Annotated in this window: 18 protein-coding genes; 6 read left to right on the forward strand and 12 right to left on the reverse strand. The window is 68.4% G+C overall.

Features of this window, described 5'->3' with window-relative positions; all coding sequences use genetic code 11:
• Positions 1-79: 79 nt before the first annotated feature.
• The 3 genes from ACZ6SF_RS02230 to ACZ6SF_RS02240 all read right to left on the reverse strand — a co-directional run bounded on the left by ACZ6SF_RS02230 (position 80) and on the right by ACZ6SF_RS02240 (position 4,778).
• Positions 80-2,194, reverse strand: coding sequence for an amylo-alpha-1,6-glucosidase (locus tag ACZ6SF_RS02230; protein ID WP_466059976.1), 2,115 nt, complete (start codon positions 2,192-2,194; stop codon positions 80-82).
• The gene (locus ACZ6SF_RS02235; protein WP_466061311.1) at positions 2,191-3,336 is read right to left on the reverse strand and encodes a glycosyltransferase family 4 protein; all 1,146 of its coding nucleotides are present in this window, start codon (positions 3,334-3,336) and stop codon (positions 2,191-2,193) included. Before ACZ6SF_RS02235 ends, ACZ6SF_RS02230 begins: the two co-directional genes overlap by 4 nt.
• A gap of 782 nt (positions 3,337-4,118) precedes the next feature.
• Positions 4,119-4,778 carry a cyclodeaminase/cyclohydrolase family protein gene (locus ACZ6SF_RS02240; RefSeq protein WP_466059978.1) on the reverse strand — a complete coding sequence of 220 codons (660 nt, stop codon included), beginning with the start codon at positions 4,776-4,778 and terminating at the stop codon, positions 4,119-4,121.
• A gap of 130 nt (positions 4,779-4,908) precedes the next feature.
• On the opposite strand from ACZ6SF_RS02240, the gene ACZ6SF_RS02245 reads away from it, so the two are divergent.
• Entirely contained in the window at positions 4,909-5,949 is a 1,041-nt protein-coding gene (locus tag ACZ6SF_RS02245) for an LLM class F420-dependent oxidoreductase (protein WP_466059980.1), read from the forward strand.
• A gap of 73 nt (positions 5,950-6,022) precedes the next feature.
• On the opposite strand, the gene ACZ6SF_RS02250 is transcribed toward ACZ6SF_RS02245, so the two are convergent.
• From ACZ6SF_RS02250 to mftR, 7 genes are all read right to left on the reverse strand, one after another.
• Positions 6,023-6,361 carry an STAS domain-containing protein gene (locus tag ACZ6SF_RS02250; RefSeq protein WP_466059982.1) on the reverse strand — a complete coding sequence of 113 codons (339 nt, stop codon included), beginning with the start codon at positions 6,359-6,361 and terminating at the stop codon, positions 6,023-6,025.
• A 46-nt stretch (positions 6,362-6,407) separates the two neighbouring features.
• Positions 6,408-8,747 (reverse strand): SpoIIE family protein phosphatase, encoded by a 2,340-nt coding sequence (locus ACZ6SF_RS02255; protein WP_466059984.1) that lies wholly within the window; start codon positions 8,745-8,747, stop codon positions 6,408-6,410.
• A complete protein-coding gene (locus tag ACZ6SF_RS02260) occupies positions 8,744-9,415 on the reverse strand; it encodes a SpoIIE family protein phosphatase (protein WP_466059986.1) in 672 nt (223 codons plus the stop codon). The genes ACZ6SF_RS02255 and ACZ6SF_RS02260 overlap by 4 nt, the downstream gene beginning before the upstream one ends.
• On the reverse strand, positions 9,408-9,833 hold the full coding sequence (locus tag ACZ6SF_RS02265) for an anti-sigma regulatory factor (protein WP_450002164.1): 426 nt from the start codon (positions 9,831-9,833) through the stop codon (positions 9,408-9,410). The genes ACZ6SF_RS02260 and ACZ6SF_RS02265 overlap by 8 nt, the downstream gene beginning before the upstream one ends.
• A complete protein-coding gene (locus ACZ6SF_RS02270; protein ID WP_466059988.1) occupies positions 9,811-10,203 on the reverse strand; it encodes an STAS domain-containing protein in 393 nt (130 codons plus the stop codon). Before ACZ6SF_RS02270 ends, ACZ6SF_RS02265 begins: the two co-directional genes overlap by 23 nt.
• Before the next feature lie 11 nt (positions 10,204-10,214).
• Positions 10,215-11,114: an STAS domain-containing protein gene (locus tag ACZ6SF_RS02275; RefSeq protein WP_466059990.1), complete on the reverse strand. Its 900-nt coding sequence runs from the start codon at positions 11,112-11,114 to the stop codon at positions 10,215-10,217.
• Positions 11,115-11,188: 74 nt separating this feature from the next.
• The gene (gene mftR, locus ACZ6SF_RS02280) at positions 11,189-11,848 is read right to left on the reverse strand and encodes a mycofactocin system transcriptional regulator (protein WP_466059992.1); all 660 of its coding nucleotides are present in this window, start codon (positions 11,846-11,848) and stop codon (positions 11,189-11,191) included.
• Between the two features lie 67 nt (positions 11,849-11,915).
• Between mftR and mftE the strand changes: the two genes are divergently transcribed.
• From mftE to ACZ6SF_RS02295, 3 genes are all read left to right on the forward strand, one after another.
• A complete protein-coding gene (gene mftE, locus ACZ6SF_RS02285; RefSeq protein WP_466061312.1) occupies positions 11,916-12,614 on the forward strand; it encodes a mycofactocin biosynthesis peptidyl-dipeptidase MftE in 699 nt (232 codons plus the stop codon).
• The gene (gene mftD / locus ACZ6SF_RS02290; RefSeq protein ID WP_466059994.1) at positions 12,611-13,828 is read left to right on the forward strand and encodes a pre-mycofactocin synthase MftD; all 1,218 of its coding nucleotides are present in this window, start codon (positions 12,611-12,613) and stop codon (positions 13,826-13,828) included. The genes mftE and mftD overlap by 4 nt, the downstream gene beginning before the upstream one ends.
• 274 nt (positions 13,829-14,102) lie before the next feature.
• Positions 14,103-15,779, forward strand: coding sequence for a fumarate hydratase (locus tag ACZ6SF_RS02295; RefSeq protein WP_466059996.1), 1,677 nt, complete (start codon positions 14,103-14,105; stop codon positions 15,777-15,779).
• A 49-nt stretch (positions 15,780-15,828) separates the two neighbouring features.
• Here ACZ6SF_RS02295 and rph read toward each other — a convergent pair whose 3' ends face one another.
• Positions 15,829-18,444, reverse strand: a complete 2,616-nt coding sequence (rph, locus tag ACZ6SF_RS02300; protein ID WP_466059998.1) for a rifamycin-inactivating phosphotransferase — start codon at positions 18,442-18,444, stop codon at positions 15,829-15,831.
• A 163-nt stretch (positions 18,445-18,607) separates the two neighbouring features.
• Here rph and ACZ6SF_RS02305 point away from each other — a divergent pair, with 163 nt between their 5' ends.
• Together ACZ6SF_RS02305 and ACZ6SF_RS02310 are read left to right on the forward strand one after the other, a co-directional pair.
• Positions 18,608-19,159, forward strand: a complete 552-nt coding sequence (locus tag ACZ6SF_RS02305; RefSeq protein ID WP_466060000.1) for a cysteine hydrolase family protein — start codon at positions 18,608-18,610, stop codon at positions 19,157-19,159.
• Positions 19,160-19,299: 140 nt separating this feature from the next.
• Positions 19,300-19,737, forward strand: coding sequence for a hypothetical protein (locus ACZ6SF_RS02310; RefSeq protein WP_466060002.1), 438 nt, complete (start codon positions 19,300-19,302; stop codon positions 19,735-19,737).
• A gap of 15 nt (positions 19,738-19,752) precedes the next feature.
• On the opposite strand, the gene ACZ6SF_RS02315 is transcribed toward ACZ6SF_RS02310, so the two are convergent.
• Positions 19,753-20,442 carry an ATP-binding cassette domain-containing protein gene (locus tag ACZ6SF_RS02315; protein WP_466060004.1) on the reverse strand — a complete coding sequence of 230 codons (690 nt, stop codon included), beginning with the start codon at positions 20,440-20,442 and terminating at the stop codon, positions 19,753-19,755.
• Positions 20,443-20,476: the final 34 nt, after the last annotated feature.

Consider the following 20,476-nt stretch of genomic DNA (forward strand, 5'->3'; position numbering starts at 1 on the left):
TCCTAAGGGGCCATGATCAACTCAACCACCCAAGATATCGTCCCGGCACCGCTTTGCGACGTTGACACACCGGGGGTCACTATTCGGTGACGAGTTTCCAATCGTCGGGCAGGCCGTGGACGTGCATGGTTGTGCCCTCCGCGTGGATGCTCACCGTCGCCGGGCCGAGCCGCAGATCGGTGAGGCCCACCTTGCCCCATTCCCGCGGCAGTTGCGGGGTCACTCGCAGGACGCGGTGCGGGGCGCAGGGCGACAGGCCCAGGAACGAGCGCACCAGCAGCAGCGGCGCCGCGCTGGCCCACGCCTGCGGGGAGCAGGAGGTCGGGTAGGGGACCGGGGAGCGGAACTCGGTGCGGGCGAATCCGCAGAACAACTCCGGCAGCCGGCCACCGAACTCACCGGCGGCGTCGAGCAGGCCGGTGGTGAGCCGTTCGGCCAATTCGCTCGCGCCCGCGATATGGCGGTACCGCAGCAGCCCCGCAACCGCGATGGCGGTGTCGTGCGGCCAGATCGACCCGTTGTGGTAGCTCATCGGGTTGAACGCGCCCATCGTGGCGGCCAGGGTCCGGAGACCGAAACCGCTGTCCATCGCGACGTCGGCGAGGCGCTCGATCAGTTCCGCGGCCCGTTCGTCGGAGACGATCCCGGTCCACAGGCACTGGGCGGCATTACTGGTCAGTGCGTCCACCTGGTTCTTCTGGCCGTCCAGGGCCACCGCGTACCAGCCGTTCTTCTCCACCCAGAAGGCCTCGTCGAACCGGGCCTTGAGAGTCTCGGCCTGTTCGCGCAGCCGGGCCGCGGTACCCGCGTCGCCGAAGTGTTCGGCCAGCTGGGCGCGGGCCAGCCGGGCCGCGTACACGTAGCCCTGCACCTCGCACAGGGCGATCGAGGGTTCGGCCAGATGCCCGGTGACATCGTTGATGGCGTCGAAACTGTCCTTCCAGCCCTGGTTTGCCAGCCCCCGATCGGTTTTCCGGCGGTATTCGACGAATCCGTCGCCGTCGGCGTCACCGTATTCGTCGATCCAGGCCAGTGCGGCGTCGGCGGCCGGAAGCAATTCGCGCACCACCGAATCCCCGGCGCCCCAGCGCCAGCATTCGGCCAGCAGCATGACGAACAGCGGGGTCGCGTCGACCGACCCGTAGTACACGGTGCCGCCGAGGACCTGCCCGCTGGCCGGCCCGTGCCGCATTTCGTGCATGATGCGGCCCGGCTCCTCCTCGGTGATCGGATTGACCTTGGTGCCCTGCAGATCCGCCAGCCGCCGCAGCGTGCCCACGGCCAGCGCGGAATCCAGCGGCAGCGCCATCCACGACGTGAGCAGGCTGTCACGGCCGAACAGTGCCATGAACCAGGGCGCCCCGGCGGCCACGTAGGCGGGGGCGCCGTCGACGCTGCCGTCGATGCGCAGCGCGCCCAGATCGCTCTCGGTGCGCTGCAATACCTCCGAGAGCGCCGGATCGGTGGCGGTGAGGTCGGTGGCGGTGGCCCGCCACGCCTTGAGCCGGCTGATCGGGCTGTCCTCGTCGTCGCCGACGGCCATCTGCACCCGCCGGTGCGCGAGCACCGGCTGGGCCAGGACCTCGGTATCCCAGCGGCCGCGGGCCGGCACCACCACCTGCCAGGTGATGGTGCCGGGCAGCATGACCGCCCCGGCCGTGGCGCTGATGGTGAGACCGCGGCCGGGTTCGTTGTGATCGGTCAGATGCAGATCGCCGTCCACGGCGTTGTGCTCCGCGCCGCCGCCGTGGTTGCGGCCCTCCTTGACCGCGAACAGATCCGCGAAATCGGAGTCGACGAACAAGGTGATGGTCATCGCCGTGTCCTCGTGACCGAGGTTGTGCACGGTGATGGCCTCCTTGAGGCCGTTACCGATGAGCCGGCGCCGCACCACCAGCACAGTGCTGTCGGCGACCCCGGCCCGCGGCGGTTTACGCAGGATGAACCGGCCCTTGAACGCTTCCGGCGTGAGCACCGTGAGATGTTCGGCGGGCTGGCCGTCCAGCCGCAGCTCCCAGCGGGAGATCACCCGGGAATCGCGATAGAACAGGCCCTGCGAGGTGCCGGAATGGATATCGCCGAGGGGGTCGGACAAGCAGAAGGTGCTCGCCTCGACCAGGGTGACCGTCCCGCCGCCGCCGTTGACGGCGGCGGGCTGGCCGGAGTTGAGAATTCTCGGCGGCGGTACGCTCATGCCCTGCTCCATACCGGTGTCGTGCCGGCGTCGCTGCGGATCGCGGGTACCGCGGCGCGGCGGATACCGGCGGCGGTCGATATCTGGCCCCTGCTGTGGGACTCGTCCCACGCATCGAGTATGCGGTAATAGGCGGCCTCGTATCCGGCGCCGAGCCCATCCACCCCGAAATAATCCTCGACACGCCGACGGCACGCGTGCGGATCGAGTTCGCTCGCCCGGGCGATAGCGGCCGGCAGCTCATCGGGATGATCGCAGATGATGCCCGTGACGCCGTCTTCGACGACCTCCTCGACCGCCCCGCCGCGCAGCGCCACCACCGGGGTGCCGCAGGCCATGGCCTCGATCATCACGATGCCGAACGGCTCCTCCCACTGGATCGGGAAGAGCAGGCAGCGCGCGCCCGCGAGCAACTCCCGTTTCGCCACCGCGTCCGCTTCCCCGAAGACGTGGTCGGTATCGGTGAGCAGGGGCTCGATCTCCTGCGCGAAGAAGGCCTTCTCCGGCGGCTCATTGCATTTACCGGCAAGGATCAGCTTGATACCGGCCTCGTGGGCGGCGCGCAGGGCGAGCTGCGGACCCTTGTAGGAGGCGTACCGGCCGAGGAACAGCGCGTAGTCCTGTTTCTCGGTGCGGAACGGCCATTCACTGGGGCGCAGCGCGTTGTGCACGCGGCCGATCCAGTTGAAGCTCGGGGCGAGTTCGCGCTGGCGGTCGCTGATCGCGACCAGGCGGGTGTGCTCGTCGAGAGCCCCGTAGTACTCCCACATATCGTTGTCGACCGGCCCGTGCACGGTGACCGCGGTCGGAATACCCAGGTTCTCGTAGGCCGGGGCATTCAGGGGGCCGGCGAAAGTATGGTCGTGGATGATGTCGATATGCCGGGAGCGGGCCAGTTTCTCGACCATGCGCCGCACCTTGAGCGCATTGACGACCTCCGGGAACGGGTCGCCCAGCCGGTCGGCCTGGGTGGTCTCCCAGACCGGTACGAATTCCGCCTCGGTGCCGGGCTTTCCGGCGCCCAGTAGCGTCACCCGATGTCCCCGCGCGACCAGGGTGTCGGCCAGTTCGGCCACCACGGCCTCGACACCGCCGTAACCGGCCGGGGGCACGTCGAAGTACGGCGGCGCGACCAGCACGATGTTGAGGGGGTGGTTACGTCCGGCTCCGCCGAACCGGGCGTGCCGCGGTTTTCGCGCCGGAGTATCGGATTCGACTTCGGTATTCGTGAATATTGTGCTCAACTCTTCCTCCTCGATTAGTGGCCGCGCGCACGTGCGACTATCGCCGCCCGGCCAAGGGGTGGAGCCGATCGAGAAACCATTCGCTGGGAGAGCGGTGGTGCTATGAGAAGTGCGCCGGAATTCTCCGGCAGCCAGAAAAGACGCACGGGCGAAGGGCGGAACGTGCCCGCCGTGCGGGAATCAATCGCCGCGCCGGGCCCGGTGGCCCGGCGAAATGCCGAACGCGGGACGGTCCGGTGGTGCGGCTATCGCCAAAGTGAGTCCGGCCCGTCTGCGGACCAGGCATTCGGGAGAACAGAGCCAGTGGATATCGAAGGCGCGTCTGGCCTGACCAGGCGTCAGCGCACCGGGATCCGCCGAACAGTCGGCGATATTCGATACGACTCCGTGTTCGGTGATGACATCGATACCCGGCTCAGGGGCTTCCGCCGTAACCGGCGCCGATGTGTACCCGATCCTCACCGTTACCTCCTGCACTCGTCGAGCTGGAGCAAACAGTTGCCCGGCCGCCGGTGCCCCGCCGGCCGGTCTAGCCGATTGTGCCTGGGTCGAGCGGTGGAGCAGTGCGAATATCAGGAACGCCCATCATTCTACGCGTGCTCCGTTGTCCATCCGATCTCGAATAATCGCAGTTCGGCATATAACTGGTTAATTCGTACCTGCTGATATGTGCATCCGAATCATCCGCGGACGGCGCGTAATACCTCTTGATGCAGGGAATCCGCCCGGGCGGTGATTTGCTCGATCCGGCCCAGTGTCCCGGTGAATGCGGCGGCGCGTTCCACCGGTAGCGAGGCCAGATTGATCTCTATATTGAGCTGGGAGGTCACCGCGGCGGCCCGGGCGGCCGCGCCCGCGGCGCCGATATCGGTGACAACATTCGTATTTCCGATCGGCAGCAATTCGGTTGCCAGGATCAGGATTCCGTCGGCCTCGTCGACCACCGCGGCCGGTACCCGGGCGGCCTCCATCAGGGCCTCCTCGACGGCCGCCGCCCGGCGCGCCTTCTCCTCGTCGGTCTCCCTGGGCAGTTTGTAGGCGGCGCCGACCGCGGTGAAGGCCGCCGCGTCGGCGTCGGCCAGCGCCAGCGACCGCTCCCGCGCGATATCCGCGGATTCGATGATCCGGTCGATCACCGGCCGGTGCTCGGCGTCCTTGGCGCGGGTGGTGTACCGCGCGACCATCGCGACCAGTGCCGCGCCCTGCGCCGCGTGCAGCGCGGCGACCGCGCCGCCACCCGGTGCGGGGACCTTCGCCGCGAGTTCGCCCAGGTACTCGCCGATCGGTGAACCGCCGAACCCGGAGGCGGTGTGCTGTGGCGATTGGGTGGGCTGCGACACGATTCGGCCTTTCTCGATCACAATTGCTCAAAGTTAGCTGTGCTACCGGTGGAGCTTTCGCTCTCAACCTACCCCGTCGCCCGGCGTGGCCGGTGCGGGGCCACCCCGTAGCCGGGATTATGTTGAGGGCATGCGGATCGGATTGAGTATCAACTATTCGGGCGGCTTCACCGAGGCGGCGGCCGAAGTGGCCGATTTGGAACGGGCGGGCCTGGACATCGTGTTCGTGCCCGAGGCGTACTCGTTCGACGCGGTGAGCGCCCTGGGCTACCTCGCCGCCAAGACCACCCGGTTGCAGCTGGCCTCGGGGATCATGCAGCTCTACACCCGGACCCCCACGCTGACCGCGATGACCGCCGCGGGGCTGGATTTCGTCTCCGACGGCCGGTTCGTACTGGGTCTGGGCGCCTCGGGCCCGCAGGTCATCGAGGGCTTCCACGGTGTGCCCTACGACGCGCCCATCGGACGGACCCGCGAACTCGTGGAAATCTGCCGCAAGGTCTGGCGCCGGGAGCGGCTGGAATACCAGGGCAAGTACTACCGGATCCCGCTGCCCGAGGGGGAGGGCACCGGTCTGGGTAAACCCCTCAAACTCATCAACCACCCGGTGCGGGAACGTGTCCCGGTCCTGCTGGCCGCGCTGGGCCCGAAGAACGTCCAGCTGGCCGCGGAGATCGCCGAGGGCTGGCAGCCGATCTTCTTCCTGCCCGAACGTGCCGACGAGGTGTTCGGCGACGCCCTGCGGGCCGGGAAACAGCAGCGTGATCCGGAGCTGGGCCCGCTCGACGTGTACGCCGGTCCGGCGCTGGCCATCGGCGAGGACGTGGAACCGCTGCTCGGATTCGTCAAACCGATGCTGGCGCTCTATATCGGCGGTATGGGCGCCAAGGGCAAGAACTTCTACCACACCCTGGCGACCCGGTACGGCTACGGCGCCGAGGCCGACCGGATCCAGGAGCTGTACCTGGCCGGCAAGAAGGACGAGGCCACCGCGGTGGTCCCCGACGCCCTGGTTCGCGATATCTCGCTCATCGGCCCGGCCGGTTTCGTCAAGGAGCGGGTCGCCGCGTTCGCCGAGGCCGGGGTCACGGTACTCAATGTGGCGCCGCTGGCCGCCACTCCCGCCGACCGGGTGAAACTGATCGAGCAGTTCCGGGCGATCTGCGACTGATCCCCGGCGCGGAGCCTACGACAACGGGCCCGGCAGCGAATCGCTGCCGGGCCCGTTGTCGTAGGGCTGCCGGTTATTCGCCCCGGAAACTCGCCAGTGCGGCGTCCAGGGTGGCGTGCAATGCGAAGACCTGGTCCAGGGCCGTCATCTTGAGCTGCCGGCTGGTGGCCGGCCCCTCGGCGACGAGGGCGATGGTGGTCTTGTCCCCGGCGCGCTGGTGCGCGGAGACCAGGGCGGCCATCCCGGCCGAGGCCAGGAAGCTCACGGCCGCCAGATCCACCACCAGACCGGCGGGGCCGGCGTCGAGCGCGGTATCGATCGCGGTCTCCAGGGCGGGGGCCGTGGCGAGATCGACCTCCCCGGTAACCGTGAGCACCGTGACGCCGTCGTGGTCGGCGACCGAGGTCGTCATCGTATCCGTGAGCGGGTTCGCGTCTGGAGGAGTATTGGTCACGTCTTCACAATCTGCCATGAGTCCCTCGATCTCGCTGCATCGTATTCCCGCCGGCGCGGTTGTTCGTCCCGCGCAGGGCGCTGGCCACCGGGAACGTGATCGCCGGAAGGGTCACCGACATCCGCACCCTGGTTCCGGGCCCGGGATGGTCTATTTCGAGTTCTTCGGTGAGTGCCCGCATCATATCGATCCCCCGGCCGCGGGGGCCCGGATCGGCCGGCCGGGGTCGCCAGGTCCCGGTATCCGTGGTTTCGATGACCACCTGGTCACCGACGCATTCGGCGGTGAGCACGACCCGTTCGGTGTCGGCGCCGCCCTGTCGATACGCGTGTTCGATACTGTTGCTGCACGCCTCGTTGGTCGCCGCGACCAGATCCGAGGTCAGGTTGTGCGGGACCGCCGCGGCGGACAGCCACGCTGTCAGGGTACGGCGCAGCATGGCCAGCCGGTCCGGCCGGGCCGGGACGTCCAGGCGCAGCGGCGCGGGCGGCTGCCGGTAGACGACCATCGCGATATCGTCGTCGTAGCCGCCTTCGGGGCGCAGCGCCGACAGCACCGAATCGGCGACCTCACGGGGGAGTTTCTCGGCTGTATCCGCGAGGATCGCGGCGATTTTCGCGAACCCCTCGTCGATATCCTCGCCGCGGCGTTCCACCAGCCCGTCGGTGAAGAGCACCAGGGTCGAGCCCGGCGGCAGGGGTGTGGTCGCCTCCGGTCGCCGCGGGGTGTCGAACGTCGCCAGCGGTACCGATCTGCCGCCCTCGAGCAACCGCCCGGTCTTGTCGACATCGGCCAGGATCGGCGGCATATGACCGGCGTTGCTGTAGCGCACCAGCCCGCGTACCGGGTCCAGGACCGCCGCGCAGACCGTGGTGCACAGCGCGCCGGGGATCCGGGCCGCCACCGGATCGAGTTCGGTGAGCAACTGCGCCGGTCCGGCGCCGCGCAGCAGCAGGGCGCGCGCGGCGGTCCGCAACTGGCCCATCACCACCGCCGCCGAGAGCCCGCGTCCCACACAGTCGCCGACCACGACGCCGATGGTGCCGTCGGGGAGCGGGACCACGTCGTACCAGTCGCCACCGATCTCCAGTGGCGGCAACGCGGGCTCGTAGTGCACCGAGAACCGGGGCGGCAGTTCGATGGGCCCGAGCATGGCCCGCTGCAGGGTCAGGGAGGTGGAGCGGGCCTGATCGAAGTTGCGGGCGCGCTGTACGGCCAGGCTCAGGTGGCCGATGAGCAGCGAGAACAGCGTCCAATCGGCGGCATCGACCACGCGCGGCACCGGGAATCGCAGCCACAGCGCGGTATCGCCGGTTTCGCCCAGCGGCGCGACGATACCCTCGGCGCTGTCCGCGCCACCCTCCGGAACCGCCAGCAGCGTCCGGCCCGGCCGCAACCGGGCGCGTTTCAGAATGGCCTCGGTGGCCGGTTCGAGCCGGTGCGCGGCCGTATCGGTCTCCGGGGTACCGGCCGGCGGAGTCCCGGAGATGTACACCTCGGGCGCCCCGTGCCCCGGCCACACCGCGACCACGGCCGTTTCCGCGGCCACCGTACGCCGCAGTTCGTCCAGGCCGACCTCGAGCACTTCGGCCACGGTGGTGGCGGCGGCCAAGGCGGTGGCGAGTCGGTTGGCGGCCTGATCCCGGGCCTGGGCGTCGTGTTCGGCGGTGACATCGCGGACCGTGCCGACGAAGATGTGCTCCTCGCCGTCGGGTTTCACCAGGGCACTGGTGCTCACCCCGATCCAGCGCCGCCGGCCGTCCCGGTGCTGGATGGGCACCACGAAACGGGATGCCTCGGTGCCCAGATCGGGGTAGCGGGGTCCTTCCGGAATCGCCCACGGATGGGGGAGCGGATAGGGCACGCCCGTCGCTCCGTAGCCGGTGAGCTCGCCGAACGCCTTGTTGACCTCGATGAGGGTGCCGCGGGCGTCGGCCACGAAGAAACCGTCCTGCAGCGATTCGACCAGCGCGGTCCGGAACTCGTCGCGGCCGGCCAGATCATCGGCGCGGGACCGCTGCTGTTCGTAGCGCCGGGTGCCGTCGAGGTAGCCGCGGGTCGCCACGTCCAGGGTGATCAGCGTCTGCAGCAGGAATTCCAGGGCGTGTTCGGTGAGCGGGCCGTCGGCGGCCGCGGTGGCGCCGGCCGGTGCCGTCGCTTCGGCCTGGACCTGTTTCACCACCCGGAAATGGTGTTCGGTGAGGTCGAGCAGGCTGATGCCTTCCACCAGCGCCCGCCGGCCCAGTTCGTGGCCCTCGACGAGGCCGTCACCCTCCGGATCGGCGAGATGACGGCGCAGGGCGTCGGCATAGGCGTCCAGGAACGCCGCCAGCGTCGCGCTCATTGCCGGTTCCTGCGCATCAGCACGTCTCTGCGCCGGACGCGGGTGCCGCCGGTGACGGCGCCGCGCACGCGGGCGGCCAGTACCAGGGCGTCGTCGGTCTTCTTGGCGTGCTCGGCGAGCAGCCCCCTGGCGATATCGACGGTGGACTTCGCCAGATCGATATCGGCTTCCGGGTCCACCTCCACCCCGTCGGTGGACATCAGCAGCAGATCACCCGGGCGCACCGGCACGGTTTGCGGCTGCAGGGTCGAGGGCAGGCGGTATCCGACGATGCCGCCGCTCTGCAGGACCACCGCGCTCACCTGCGGACCGGTGGGCCCCACCGTGATCAGCTGGGCGTCCACATTGCCGACGCCCAGCCACTGCGTCTCCTCGGCACCGAACAGGGCCAGCGAGACGGCGGCGCCGCGGGTATCCGACATCGCCCGATGACACAGCACCATCAGCACGTCCAGGGGTTCGGCATGGTTCTCGGTCAGTACCCGGGTGGCCCGATCCACCGCCGCCGCGGCGGCGGTGCCGTGCCCGAGCCCGTCGAGGACCGCGAACAACACCCGGTCGGAACCGGTGTCCAGTACGAGGCAGCGGTCACCCGAGACATCCTGTCCGGGGAGGGCGCGGCCGGCCGTGGCCCATTCGATCCGGCCGATGGACCCGTCCTCATGCACCGGAGGGTACCCACTTCCACATTTCGACCAGTGTTCCCTGGCCGGGTGCGGATTCGATGGCCATACCGTCCATCAGCCGCTTCGCGCCGGGCAGGCCGAGACCGAGTCCCAATCCGGTCGAATAACCGTCCTCCATGGCCCGGGCGATATCGATGATTCCCGGTCCCTGGTCCTTGGCCTGAACGACGAGAGCGCGACGGCCGTCGCGCTCGGCTACCTGCAGCCGGATCTCTCCGTTGTTCGCGTAACTGGTGATATTCCGCGCGACCTCGGAGATCGCCGTGGAGATCATGGTTCGGTCGGTGAGGGTGAAGCCGAGTTCCTCGGCCAGGTCCCGCCCCGCCTGACGTGCGGTCACGATGTCGTTCGACATCGTGACCGCGATTACCACCTGTTCAGCGGCCACTGTCACGACCATCCCGGCGCCTGTGCCGGGCCGAAGCCTTTCGGTTCAGCCAAGCCAAGCCCTCCTCGAGGTCCAGTGCAGTGTGCATATCCTCAAAGGTGAGGCCGAGCTGCACCATAGCGAAGGCGACCTCGGGCTGCAGGCCGACGATAACGGTTTCCGCGCCGCGCAGCTGCGTCATATGGGCGATGGTCCGCAACGACCGTGCGGCAAAGGAATCCATCACATCGATGGCGGTGACGTCGACGATGATTCCCTGCGCACGATACTTGCTGACCTGATTCATCAAGTCGTCCTGTAGTCGCTCGGTGTCCGCGTCGGTCAGCGCCGACTGCACTGATGCGATCAGATACGTACCCTGTTTGAGGATTGGTACCGGCATATCGTTCCGACTTATCGCGGATCGCGTTCGCTGCGCTCGGTCGCGCGGGATACCTCGTATCCCAGCAACCGTTCCGCCTCTTCGATTCCGCCCTGCAGGTCGCCGACCGCGTTCACCTTCGACAGATCCAGTCCGATGGTCACCAGCGTCAGCGCGATATCGGAGGACAGGCCGGTCATGATGACGCTCGCGCCCATCAGCCCGGAGGCGTCGACCGTCTGAACCAGGTGGTTCGCCACCGTGGAATCGATATCGGGCACACCGGTTATATCGATCACGACCACTTTGGCGCGGTTGTTCCGTATCGCCCGCAGCAACTGCTCGGTGAGCTGGCGCGCGCGCTGGCTGTCCAGTACGCCGATCATCGGGAGGATCAGCAGCTGCTCCCGGACCTGTAGTACCGGAGTGGACAGCTCACGAATCGCTTCCTGCTGCTGCCGGATGACGCGCTCACGCTCTTGGACGAAGGAGACGCCGACGGTATTGGCGATCCGGTTCGCGGCCGGTTCGTAGGCATCGAGGACGGCGTTGAGTAATTCGAAGTTGGATTGATATTTCTCGAACAGCGATCGGGCCAGCACATCGCGCAGCAGCAGCACCATGCCGAGGATTTCGTCGGTTTCGACTCCTCTCGGGATGATGCGCTCGGAGAGGTCGCGCGCGTAGGCCTGCAGCGCTTCGACACTGCCGGTTTCGAGCACCTCGACGTAGTAGTCGTAGGTGGAGGTCGCCTCGGAGAAGACTTCCTCGGGCGTCATCGCGGTGAGCAGCCGCGCCTCACTGATCCGCCGGGCCCACTCCTCGCGCAGCGCCGTGCGGTTCTGGCGCAGATGCTCGACGAGCTGTGGCAGGAGTTTATCGACAGGCCGGGCCAATGAGTCCGCCGAAAGGCTCGTGGACACCTCGGACATGTGACTTGTGCCCCTTTCGACGGCGGTCCGGTACATCGTAGTTATTTCGGCGGTCGTGCCGATACCGAGCCTAGTCATACCCTCGGGCCCGCGTCGCCGAAACCTGCCGCTCGAGTTTGCCGCCCAGCTGCCCGGTGACCGTCCGGGGGCGCCTCGAAGCCGCGCTCGAGCCCGGCGAGGGCGTGATCGAGGTACACGGTGAGATCGGCGTCCGCCCGCGCCTGCCAGGCGTCGAAGGCCGCCCGCGCCGCCGCGAGGGTCGTCCGGCCCACGGCCATCGGGATCAAGGCGTCTGTGGGTTCGCCGAGCCGGGTCGCGGCGAATTCGCCCACCGCCCGTTCCCAGGCGTCGTAGTGGGCTCCCGCGGTGGCCGCCAGCGCCGGGACGGAGGCGACCAGTTTCATCCGGATCCGCAGTTCGGGTACGTCCTCGGCGCGATACCGGTTGGCGTTCACCACGACTCGCCGCACCGCCGCCATCATCGGCTCGGAGTCGGGGACGGTCGCGAAGGCGGCCCGCAGCGCGGTCACCTCGTCGTCGAACGAGTACCACAGCACCTCCGCCTTGCCGGGGAAATAGCGGAAGAACGTCCGTCCGCTGATACCCGCCGCGGCGGCGATCTGTTCGACGGTGGTCTCGTCGAAACCCTGCTCGCTGAACAACCGCATGGCGATGAGTTCGAGCTCCCGCTTCGTGGTGCCGCGCGGGCGCCCCCGGGAATGCTGTGCAGTCACGGGGGGATTATCCGCCACCGCCGACGCACTTGATTATGTCAGTCACTGACGTTAATGTCGGCCCATGATGGTGGCGGACCTCACATGGCCGGAAGTGGGCGCACTCCGGGGCGCCGGGCCGGTGCTGGCGGTGCCGGTCGGATCGACCGAGCAGCACGGCCCGCACCTGCCGCTGTCGACCGATACCGATCTCGCCGTCGCCCTGGCCACCGGACTGGCCGCGAGCCGCCCCGAGGTGCTCGTCGCGCCGGCGGTGGCCTACGGCGCCAGCGGTGAGCACAGCGGATTCCCCGGAACCCTCTCGATCGGCCAGGAGGCGCTCGAATTCCTGATCGTCGAATTGTGCCGGTCGGCGACCGACACCTTCGACCGGATCGTGCTGGTCAACGGTCACGGCGGCAATGTCGAGGCGCTGCGGCGCGCGGTCGGCCGGTTGCGTGCGGAATCGCGCGACGTCCGCCTCCATCTGCCGCGCTACCGCGGTGACGCCCACGCGGGCCGTACCGAAACCTCCCTGCAACTGGGTCTGGCGCCGGAACGTGTGCGCACCGGCCGTATCCGGCCCGGCGATACCCGGCCGCTGGCCGAGATCCTGCCCGAACTCCGTGCGGGCGGGGTGCGGGCGGTCAGCGCCGACGGGGTGCTCGGCGACCCCACCGGCGCGTCCGCCGCCGAGGGCGCCGGGCTACTCGCCGAACTCATCTCCCAACTGTCCGAACAGGTCCGGCAATGGTGGCCGGAACCAGTGGAAAGGATCCGACCATGAACCCGTGGTTCGAAACCGTGGCCGAAGCGCACCGGCGCGCCAAGAAACGCCTGCCGAAATCGGTGTACGGCGCCTTGGTCGCCGGCTCCGAACGTGGTCAGACCATCGACGACAACCAGGCGGCCTTCGCCGAACTCGGTTTCGCCCCGCACGCGGCGGGTCCGATCGGCGAACGCGACCAGTCGACCAGCGTGATGGGTCAGCAGATCTCCATGCCGGTGATCATCTCGCCCACCGGTGTCCAGGCCGTCCACCCCGACGGTGAGGTCGCCGTCGCGCGGGCCGCCGCCGCCCGCGGTACCGCCATGGGATTGTCGTCGTTCGCGAGCAAACCCGTCGAAGAGGTGGTCGCGGCCAATCCGTCCACCTTCTTCCAGCTCTACTGGTGCGGCAGCAAGGACGATATCGCCGGGCGGATGGCCCGGGCGAAGGCCGCGGGCGCGGTGGGGCTCATCCTCACTCTCGACTGGTCGTTCTCGCACGGCCGCGACTGGGGCAGCCCGGTGATCCCGGAAAAGCTGGATCTGAAGACGATGGCGAGCTTCGCGCCGCAGGTGATCACCAAACCGCGGTGGCTCACCACCTATCTGAAGTCGGGTTCCCTGCCCGACCTCACCGCCCCCAATATGGCCCTCGGTGACGCCCCCGCGCCCGGTTTCTTCGGCGCGTACGGCGAATGGATGGGTACGCCGGCGCCGGATTGGTCCGATGTCGCCTGGGTGTGCGAACAGTGGGACGGTCCGGTGATGCTCAAGGGCGTCATGCGGGTGGACGACGCGCGCCGCGCCGTCGATGCCGGCGTCGCCGCCATCTCGGTGTCCAATCACGGGGGCAACAACCTCGACGGCACCCCCGCCTCCATCCGGGCGCTGCCGGTGGTCGCCGGTGCGGTGGGGCACGAGATCGAGGTCGTGCTGGACGGTGGTATCCGGCGCGGTAGCGATGTGGTCAAGGCGGTGGCACTCGGCGCCCGCGCGGTCATGATCGGCCGTGCCTACCTGTGGGGCCTGGCGGCCAACGGCCAGGCCGGTGTGGAGAACGTCCTGGACATCCTGCGCGGTGGTATCGACTCCGCCCTGCTCGGGCTGCGAAAGACGAGTATCGGCGAACTGGACCGCTCCGACATCGTGATCCCGGAGGGTTTCGAACGACGGCTCGGCGTCGACGCGGGCGCGCAGCTGCGGGTGCCGGATTCGGCGGCCGAGGCGGTATGACCCCCTCCTGATCCGTCGCGGTATCGCGCGGCCGGTCTCCCGAATCGGGTGACCGGCCGCGCTCCGGACGCCGCCGTGCGATGTCGTCCGCACCGCGGTACCGGAATCGGTGACCGCCCCGGGCGGCGTCCGCCGGGTTACGATTTAGGTTTGCCTAACTGCAGGTGAGGCCGTCGGCCCTCGCTACGCTCATAGCGTTCGACCCCCGGCGCAGTGGCCCTCACCGCGGCTGCGCCTGTTCGACCCGCAGCCCACCTCCAAAGGAGTGCGATCGGTGACCGCGCCCGAGTTCCGCTATTCAGACCTGCTCCCGATCGGCGCCGACGACACCCCGTACCGGCTGCTCACCACCGAGGGCGTCAGCACCTTCGAATCCGGCGGCCGGACCTTCCTGCAGGTCGAGCCCGAGGTGCTGCGGATGCTGACCGCCGAGGCGATGCACGACATCAGCCACTATCTGCGGCCCGCCCATCTCTCGCAGCTGCGCAGTATCATCGACGATCCCGAGGCCAGCGGAAACGACCGTTTCGTCGCACTGGACCTGCTGAAGAACGTCAACATCTCCGCCGGCGGCATCCTGCCCATGTGCCAGGACACCGGCACGGCCATCGTGATGGGTAAGAAATCCGAGGGCGTGCTCACCGGCGTCGACGATGCCGAATGGATCAGCCGCGGCGTGTTCGACGCCTACACCAAGCTGAATCTGCGCTATTCGCAGCTCGCGCCCCTGACCATGTGGGACGAGAAGAACACCGGATCCAATCTCCCCGCGCAGGTCGAGCTGTACTCCGCGCCCGGCGATCCGGTGAAGCCGTCCTACAAGTTCCTCTATATGGCCAAGGGCGGCGGATCGGCCAACAAATCGTTCCTGTACCAGGAGACGAAGGCGGTTCTGAACCCCACCCGGATGCTGGAGTTCCTGGACGAGAAGATCCGTTCGCTGGGTACCGCGGCCTGCCCGCCCTATCACCTCGCCGTGGTGATCGGCGGCACCAGCGCCGAATTCGCGCTCAAAACGGCCAAGTACGCGTCGGCGCACTATCTCGACAACCTGCCCACCGAGGGTTCGATGGCCGGGCACGCCTTCCGCGACCTGGAACTCGAGCAGAGAGTCTTCGAACTCACCCAGTCCTTCGGGATCGGCGCGCAGTTCGGCGGTAAGTACTTCTGCCACGATGTCCGGGTGGTGCGGCTGCCCCGCCACGGCGCCAGCTGCCCGGTGGCGCTGGCGGTCTCCTGCTCCGCCGACCGGCAGGCGCTGGCCAAGATCACCCCCGAGGGTGTGTTCCTGGAACAGCTCGAGCGCGAACCCGCGCAGTACCTGCCCGAACAGACCGACGCCATCCTCGGCGGCGATGTCGTGCAGGTCGATCTGAACCGGCCGATGGACGAGATCCGCGCGGAACTGTCGAAATATCCGGTCAAGACCCGGCTCTCGCTCTCGGGGCCGCTGGTGGTGGCCCGCGACATCGCCCACGCCAAGATCAAGGAACGCCTCGACGCGGGCGAGGAGATGCCGCAGTACCTGCGCGATATGGCCGTCTACTACGCCGGCCCCGCCAAAACCCCCGACGGCTACGCGTCCGGTTCCTTCGGCCCCACCACCGCGGGCCGGATGGACTCCTATGTCGACCAGTTCCAGGCGGCCGGCGGATCACATGTGATGCTGGCCAAGGGCAACCGCTCCGCCCAGGTCACCAAGGCCTGCAAGGAACACGGCGGCTTCTACCTCGGATCCATCGGCGGTCCGGCCGCCCGGCTCGCGCTGGACTGCATCAAATCGGTCGAGGTCCTCGAATACCCGGAGCTGGGTATGGAGGCGGTCTGGAAGATCGAGGTCGAGGATTTCCCGGCGTTCATCGTGGTGGACGACAAGGGCAACGATTTCTTCGCCGAAACCCAGAAGCCGATCGCGCTCCGGGTGCGGACGCGTTCCAAGGAACGCGTCTGACCCGTCTCCCGGCGTGATCCGGCGGACGCGGATCGACCGCGGTCCTGCCCTATCCGGCCGCGGGCAGGATCTCCACGTACCCGTCGGTTCCGTTCACCCGGATCCGCTGACCGTCGCGGATGAGCCCGGTCGCGTGCTCGACGCCCACGATGGCGGGTAGTCCGTACTCACGGGCGATCACCGCGCCGTGGGTCATCGTGCCACCCACCTCCGTCACCAGGCCCGCGATCGCGACGAACAGCGGGGTCCAGCTCGGATCGGTGTAGGCGGTGACGAGGATGTCGCCGGCTTCGAGATCGGCCTGCGCCATATCCGAGACGACGCGGGCCCGGCCCTCGACGATGCCCGCGGATACCGCCATTCCGGCCAGGGCCCCGGCGGGGAGGTCGGTGCGCCGGTAGTCACCGGCGAAGGTCTCACCGTCGGAGGTGAGGACCCGCGGCGGCGTGAGCGCCCGGTAGAGGGAGAACTCGGCTTTCCGCTGCGAGATCAGCTCGTCGCGGGCTCGGCGGGTGCGCACCAGATCGTGCAGTTCGTCGACGGTGAGGTAGAAGATGTCCTCCCGGTGGCGCAGCGCCCCGTCCGTCACGAGGCGCCCGGCCTCGCGCAGCAGCGCCTGTTTGTACAAGAAGTAGCGGCTGACGATGCCGTACTTCGGATACTCCCGGTACCCGGAGAAGGTCCGGAGGCGGTCGATCATGCGGGCCGTCTCATCGGCTTTCGACTCTCCATCCGGTAGCGCACGCAGGCGCGTGAGAAGTTCTTCTTCCTTCTCCCGGGCCTCGCGCAGACCTTTCTCGAAACGTCGCCGGGCGGCGCCCGGTTCGAAGCTCTCGATATTGCCGAGAATCGTCGGAACGAGAGCCGCGGGACGTTCGCTCCAGCGCGGCCGGGTGATGTCGATCTCGCCGGCGCAGCGCATCCCGTACCGGTCGAGGTAGGACTCGAGCGCCGCCCGGGTCTCGGGACCGCCTGGCAACGGCGCCAGCTCGTCGAGAAAACTCCGGTCCTCGTAGCCCGCGTCCTCGACGTGCCGCAGGAAGGCGGTCACCTCCGGATACGGCCGGATCACATCGGCGACGTCCAGCAGTGCCAGGCCCATTTCCGAGGTGATGTTGTGCGGAACCGATTGCGCGAGCGTATCTGCGGCGTTCTTCTCACCCAGCCACTCCCGCATATGCTCGTTGAGCCACCAGGCGGGCTCCATCCCCGCCATGATCACCTGGTAGCTGCGCGGATCGGACATGAGCCGCTGCATCTCCGGAAAATCGGCCAGGATGAAGTCGAGCAGTTCCGGCCCGGTCCTGTTCTCGATATCGCGGGCGAGCGCCGCGACGGAGGCCCGGTTGTCGGCGATCAGTTCGGTGACGATCGCCGGATCGGTCGCTATCGGGGTGGCGCCACCACCGGCCGACGGCGTGGCGGAAGGTTCGTCCGGTACCGGCGCGAGGAAATCCGCACGTTCGAGGACGGTGCGCAACGCGTCCCCGATGAGCGGATCCGATGTGCCGAGTGCCTCCACCACGGCCCGGCGACCGGCGGGCGAGGCCAGCCGTTCGGTGACATCCACGAACAGGCGGGCGCCCGCGTGGCGCATCGGCGCCCGGCTCGTCAGCTGCCACACCGAGATTCCGAGAGGTTTGATCGGGTCGGTCATCATCTGCTGGTGGCCGACTGAGACGTATACGCGGTTCGCGTCGTCGGCGGCCGCGGGAATGGGGAACAGGGTGGTGACCGGCCGGCTCTGCACAATGCGGAAACCGTCGTCGGCCAGACACCATTCGATGTCCTGGGGACTACCGAAATGCGCTTCGATGCGGCGGCCCAGCCGGGCGAGCTCCAGGATCAGCTCGTCGGTCAGCACCGGCCGGTGCCGGCGGTCGGCCTCGACCTCTCGCAGGCGGGTGCCGCCCGCCGGGTCCGGTACGACGGCGACCTTCTCGGTGGCCACGGTCCGCTCGGTGACGACGCCGTCGCGCACCTTGTAGACGTCCGCGTTCACCAGACCGGAGACCATCGCCTCGCCGAGACCGAAACCGGCGTCCACGGATACGACCTTCCGGTTGGAGGTCACGGGGTCGGCGGTGACCAGGATCCCCGCCGCCTCCGGTACGACCATCCGCTGCACGACCACACCCATCAGCACCTTCCGGTGATCGAACCCGTTGCGCAGGCGGTAGGTGACGGCGCGCTCGGTGAACAGCGAAGCCCAGCACCGGCCGATATGCCGGAGCACCGCCTCGGTTCCCACCACGTTCAGATAGGTGTCCTGCTGACCCGCGAACGAGGCGGTCGGCAGATCCTCGGCCGTCGCGCTGGACCGGACGGCATAGGCGTCGTGGGCGCCGAACCGGCGGAGGGCGCCGCTGACCTCCGCCGCGACCTCATCGGGAACGCCGGCTGTCTCGATCGCCTCCCGGATCCGCGCACTCGTCGCACCGATCGCCTCCCGATCCTCCGGTTCGAGGCGCGACAGCCGGTCGAGTAATTCGTCGATCCCCGGGACGGCGGCGAGGGCCGGCCGGAACGCGGCCGTCGTCACGCAGAAACCGTCCGGTACCCGGACACCCTCGATCCGGAACAATTCACCGAGGTTCGCGCCTTTCCCGCCGACCTCGTGGATCTGCGTCCGGTCGATCTCCCGCAAACCCGGCACGAATCCCATTCCGCCCTCCTGACCTCTTGTTTCCTCGTCAGTCGGCGATTATGGACCACAATCGGGAAACTCATGAGGACCGTCGATCGTGTATAACCTGAAAGGGGGAGCGGAACCCGGGGTCGGTCCCGGGATATCCCACGAACGTCCGGATTCCGGCAGGATCGGCCGTATGCCGATAACCGAGCTCCCCGTCACCAGCGCTCTCCTCGTGGTCGATATGCAATCGGGAACACTGCCCAACGCGCGTGCCGTCCCCGCCGATCGGCTGCTCGACCGGGTCTCGTTCCTGCTCGACGGATTCCGCCGGGCCGGTCGCACTGTCGTGTACCTGCTCGCCACCGGTACCCCCGACGGCCGCACCACCTACGCCGAGACGGGCCGGAGCTGGGATGCGGAACAGACCGTCATCCCGCCGGAGGTCGCGCCCACCGGGACCGAGCCGGTGCTGCGCCGACGGGCCTGGAGCGGTTTCGCCGGCACCGATCTCGAACAGCGACTACGCGGCGACGGGATCACCACGGTCGTCGTCACGGGACTGGCGACGACCTTCGGCGTGGAATCGACCGCACGCACTGCCTATGACCTGGGTTTCGATATCGTCGTGGCCGCCGACGCCGTCTCCGACCCGGACCCGGCCGGTCACGAGAGGTCGTTGACCCGCGTCTTCCCGGTGCTGGGCCGGGTCGCCACGGCCGGCGAGATCGCCGCATCGATCGCCTGACCGGCCAGGAAGCGGTCACGGCAGGACACCCGTCGACCCGGGCTCCCGGGTAATCGCCTCCCGGGCGTCGGCGTAAAAGCCCGACCGGGCGCGTTTTGACTACTACAATTGGTCGTAGTACGAAACGATGGGAGGGGTTCATGATCGACAAGACCGCGGGAGTGCCCGGGGATTCCGGGTCACCGAACACCGTATTGCGCTGGACGACCGTTGTCTTCGCGATCGCGCTGGCCGTCCACGCCGCCGACCATTTCCGCCGCGGGATGGATACGGTGTCGATGCTCGTCATGACCCTCGGCGTCGTTCAGATGGTGTTGGCGATCGCGACCATCGTGCTGGTGTTCACCGGCCATCGGTGGGCGCCGGCCGCGGCCGTCACGGTCGGTTTCGTCAGCGCGTTCGGCTTCATCCTGGTCCACGTGTTCCCGGACTGGTTCGGACCGCTGAGCGACAGTTTCATCGACCCGCCGGCCTCGGCGCGGGTCACGGGATTCTCCTGGTTCGCCGCGATATTCGAGATCCTGGCGGATTTCGCGATCGGCTTCGCCGGCCTGCGCGCCCGGAAAACCTGGCCGTAGGGATACGCGGCCGCCTCAGGGCCATCGGAAATACATCCCGACCCGCGGATCGGTGGAGGCCGAGAGCTCCGATGGCGTCCCGTCGGCGATCACGCGGCCGTTGCTCATGATCACCATGCGGTCCGCGAAACCGGTGCCGGTGAGCAGGGGGACATCGTGGGTCACGACGAGGAGGGCCGCGCCCGAATCCGCGTATTCGCGCAGCGATTTCCACACCCCGAAGGCGTTGGCCTGATCCAGGGACGAGGTCGGGCCGTCCGCGATCAGCACCTCCGGGCCGGTGAGAAGGGCGGCGGCGACGGCGGCGCGCTGGATCTGGCCCGCCGAATGGTGCCGCGGCAGAAGGTCCCGGGCGTCGAGCGGGTAGCAGGCGGCCGCGCAGGCCTGCTCGACCGTCCGGGATCGGTACCGCTGTTCCAGATCCCGGAGTTGGGCGCCGACGGTGCGGTCCCGGGCGAAGGCGTCGATACCGTCCTGCGGTACGTAGCCGACACTGCCGTCGATCAGCACTTCCCCGGTGGCGCGGGCGGATTCCGGCAGGCGGCCGGTCAAGGCGTAGGCGAGCATGGTCTTGCCGGCGCCGGGCCCGCCGAGTACGGCCGTGACCTGCCCCGGCGCGACCGTCAGGTCCACCTCCGCGAGAACGGTCCCACTCCAGCGGTCGGTCTCGATATCGACGGTCAGAGAGCGCAGTTCGGCGGCCACGGCTCCAGTGTCGTCGCGGCCGGAATCGGTGTGG

The organism is Nocardia sp. NPDC049935 (genome assembly GCF_055586645.1).

Coding starts and splice junctions, on each gene's coding strand:
- mftE (WP_466061312.1), top strand. CDS start 11,916: ATGGTGGCGGACCTCACATGGCCGGAAGTGGGCGCACTCCGGGGCGCC.
- mftD (WP_466059994.1), top strand. CDS start 12,611: ATGAACCCGTGGTTCGAAACCGTGGCCGAAGCGCACCGGCGCGCCAAG.
- ACZ6SF_RS02310 (WP_466060002.1), top strand. CDS start 19,300: ATGATCGACAAGACCGCGGGAGTGCCCGGGGATTCCGGGTCACCGAAC.
- ACZ6SF_RS02250 (WP_466059982.1), bottom strand. CDS start 6,361: ATGACGACCTCGGTCGCCGACCACGACGGCGTCACGGTGCTCACGGTT.
- ACZ6SF_RS02270 (WP_466059988.1), bottom strand. CDS start 10,203: ATGCCGGTACCAATCCTCAAACAGGGTACGTATCTGATCGCATCAGTG.
- ACZ6SF_RS02275 (WP_466059990.1), bottom strand. CDS start 11,114: ATGTCCGAGGTGTCCACGAGCCTTTCGGCGGACTCATTGGCCCGGCCT.
- ACZ6SF_RS02255 (WP_466059984.1), bottom strand. CDS start 8,747: ATGAGCGCGACGCTGGCGGCGTTCCTGGACGCCTATGCCGACGCCCTG.
- ACZ6SF_RS02305 (WP_466060000.1), top strand. CDS start 18,608: ATGCCGATAACCGAGCTCCCCGTCACCAGCGCTCTCCTCGTGGTCGAT.
- ACZ6SF_RS02230 (WP_466059976.1), bottom strand. CDS start 2,194: ATGAGCGTACCGCCGCCGAGAATTCTCAACTCCGGCCAGCCCGCCGCC.
- ACZ6SF_RS02265 (WP_450002164.1), bottom strand. CDS start 9,833: ATGGTCGTGACAGTGGCCGCTGAACAGGTGGTAATCGCGGTCACGATG.
- ACZ6SF_RS02245 (WP_466059980.1), top strand. CDS start 4,909: ATGCGGATCGGATTGAGTATCAACTATTCGGGCGGCTTCACCGAGGCG.
- rph (WP_466059998.1), bottom strand. CDS start 18,444: ATGGGATTCGTGCCGGGTTTGCGGGAGATCGACCGGACGCAGATCCAC.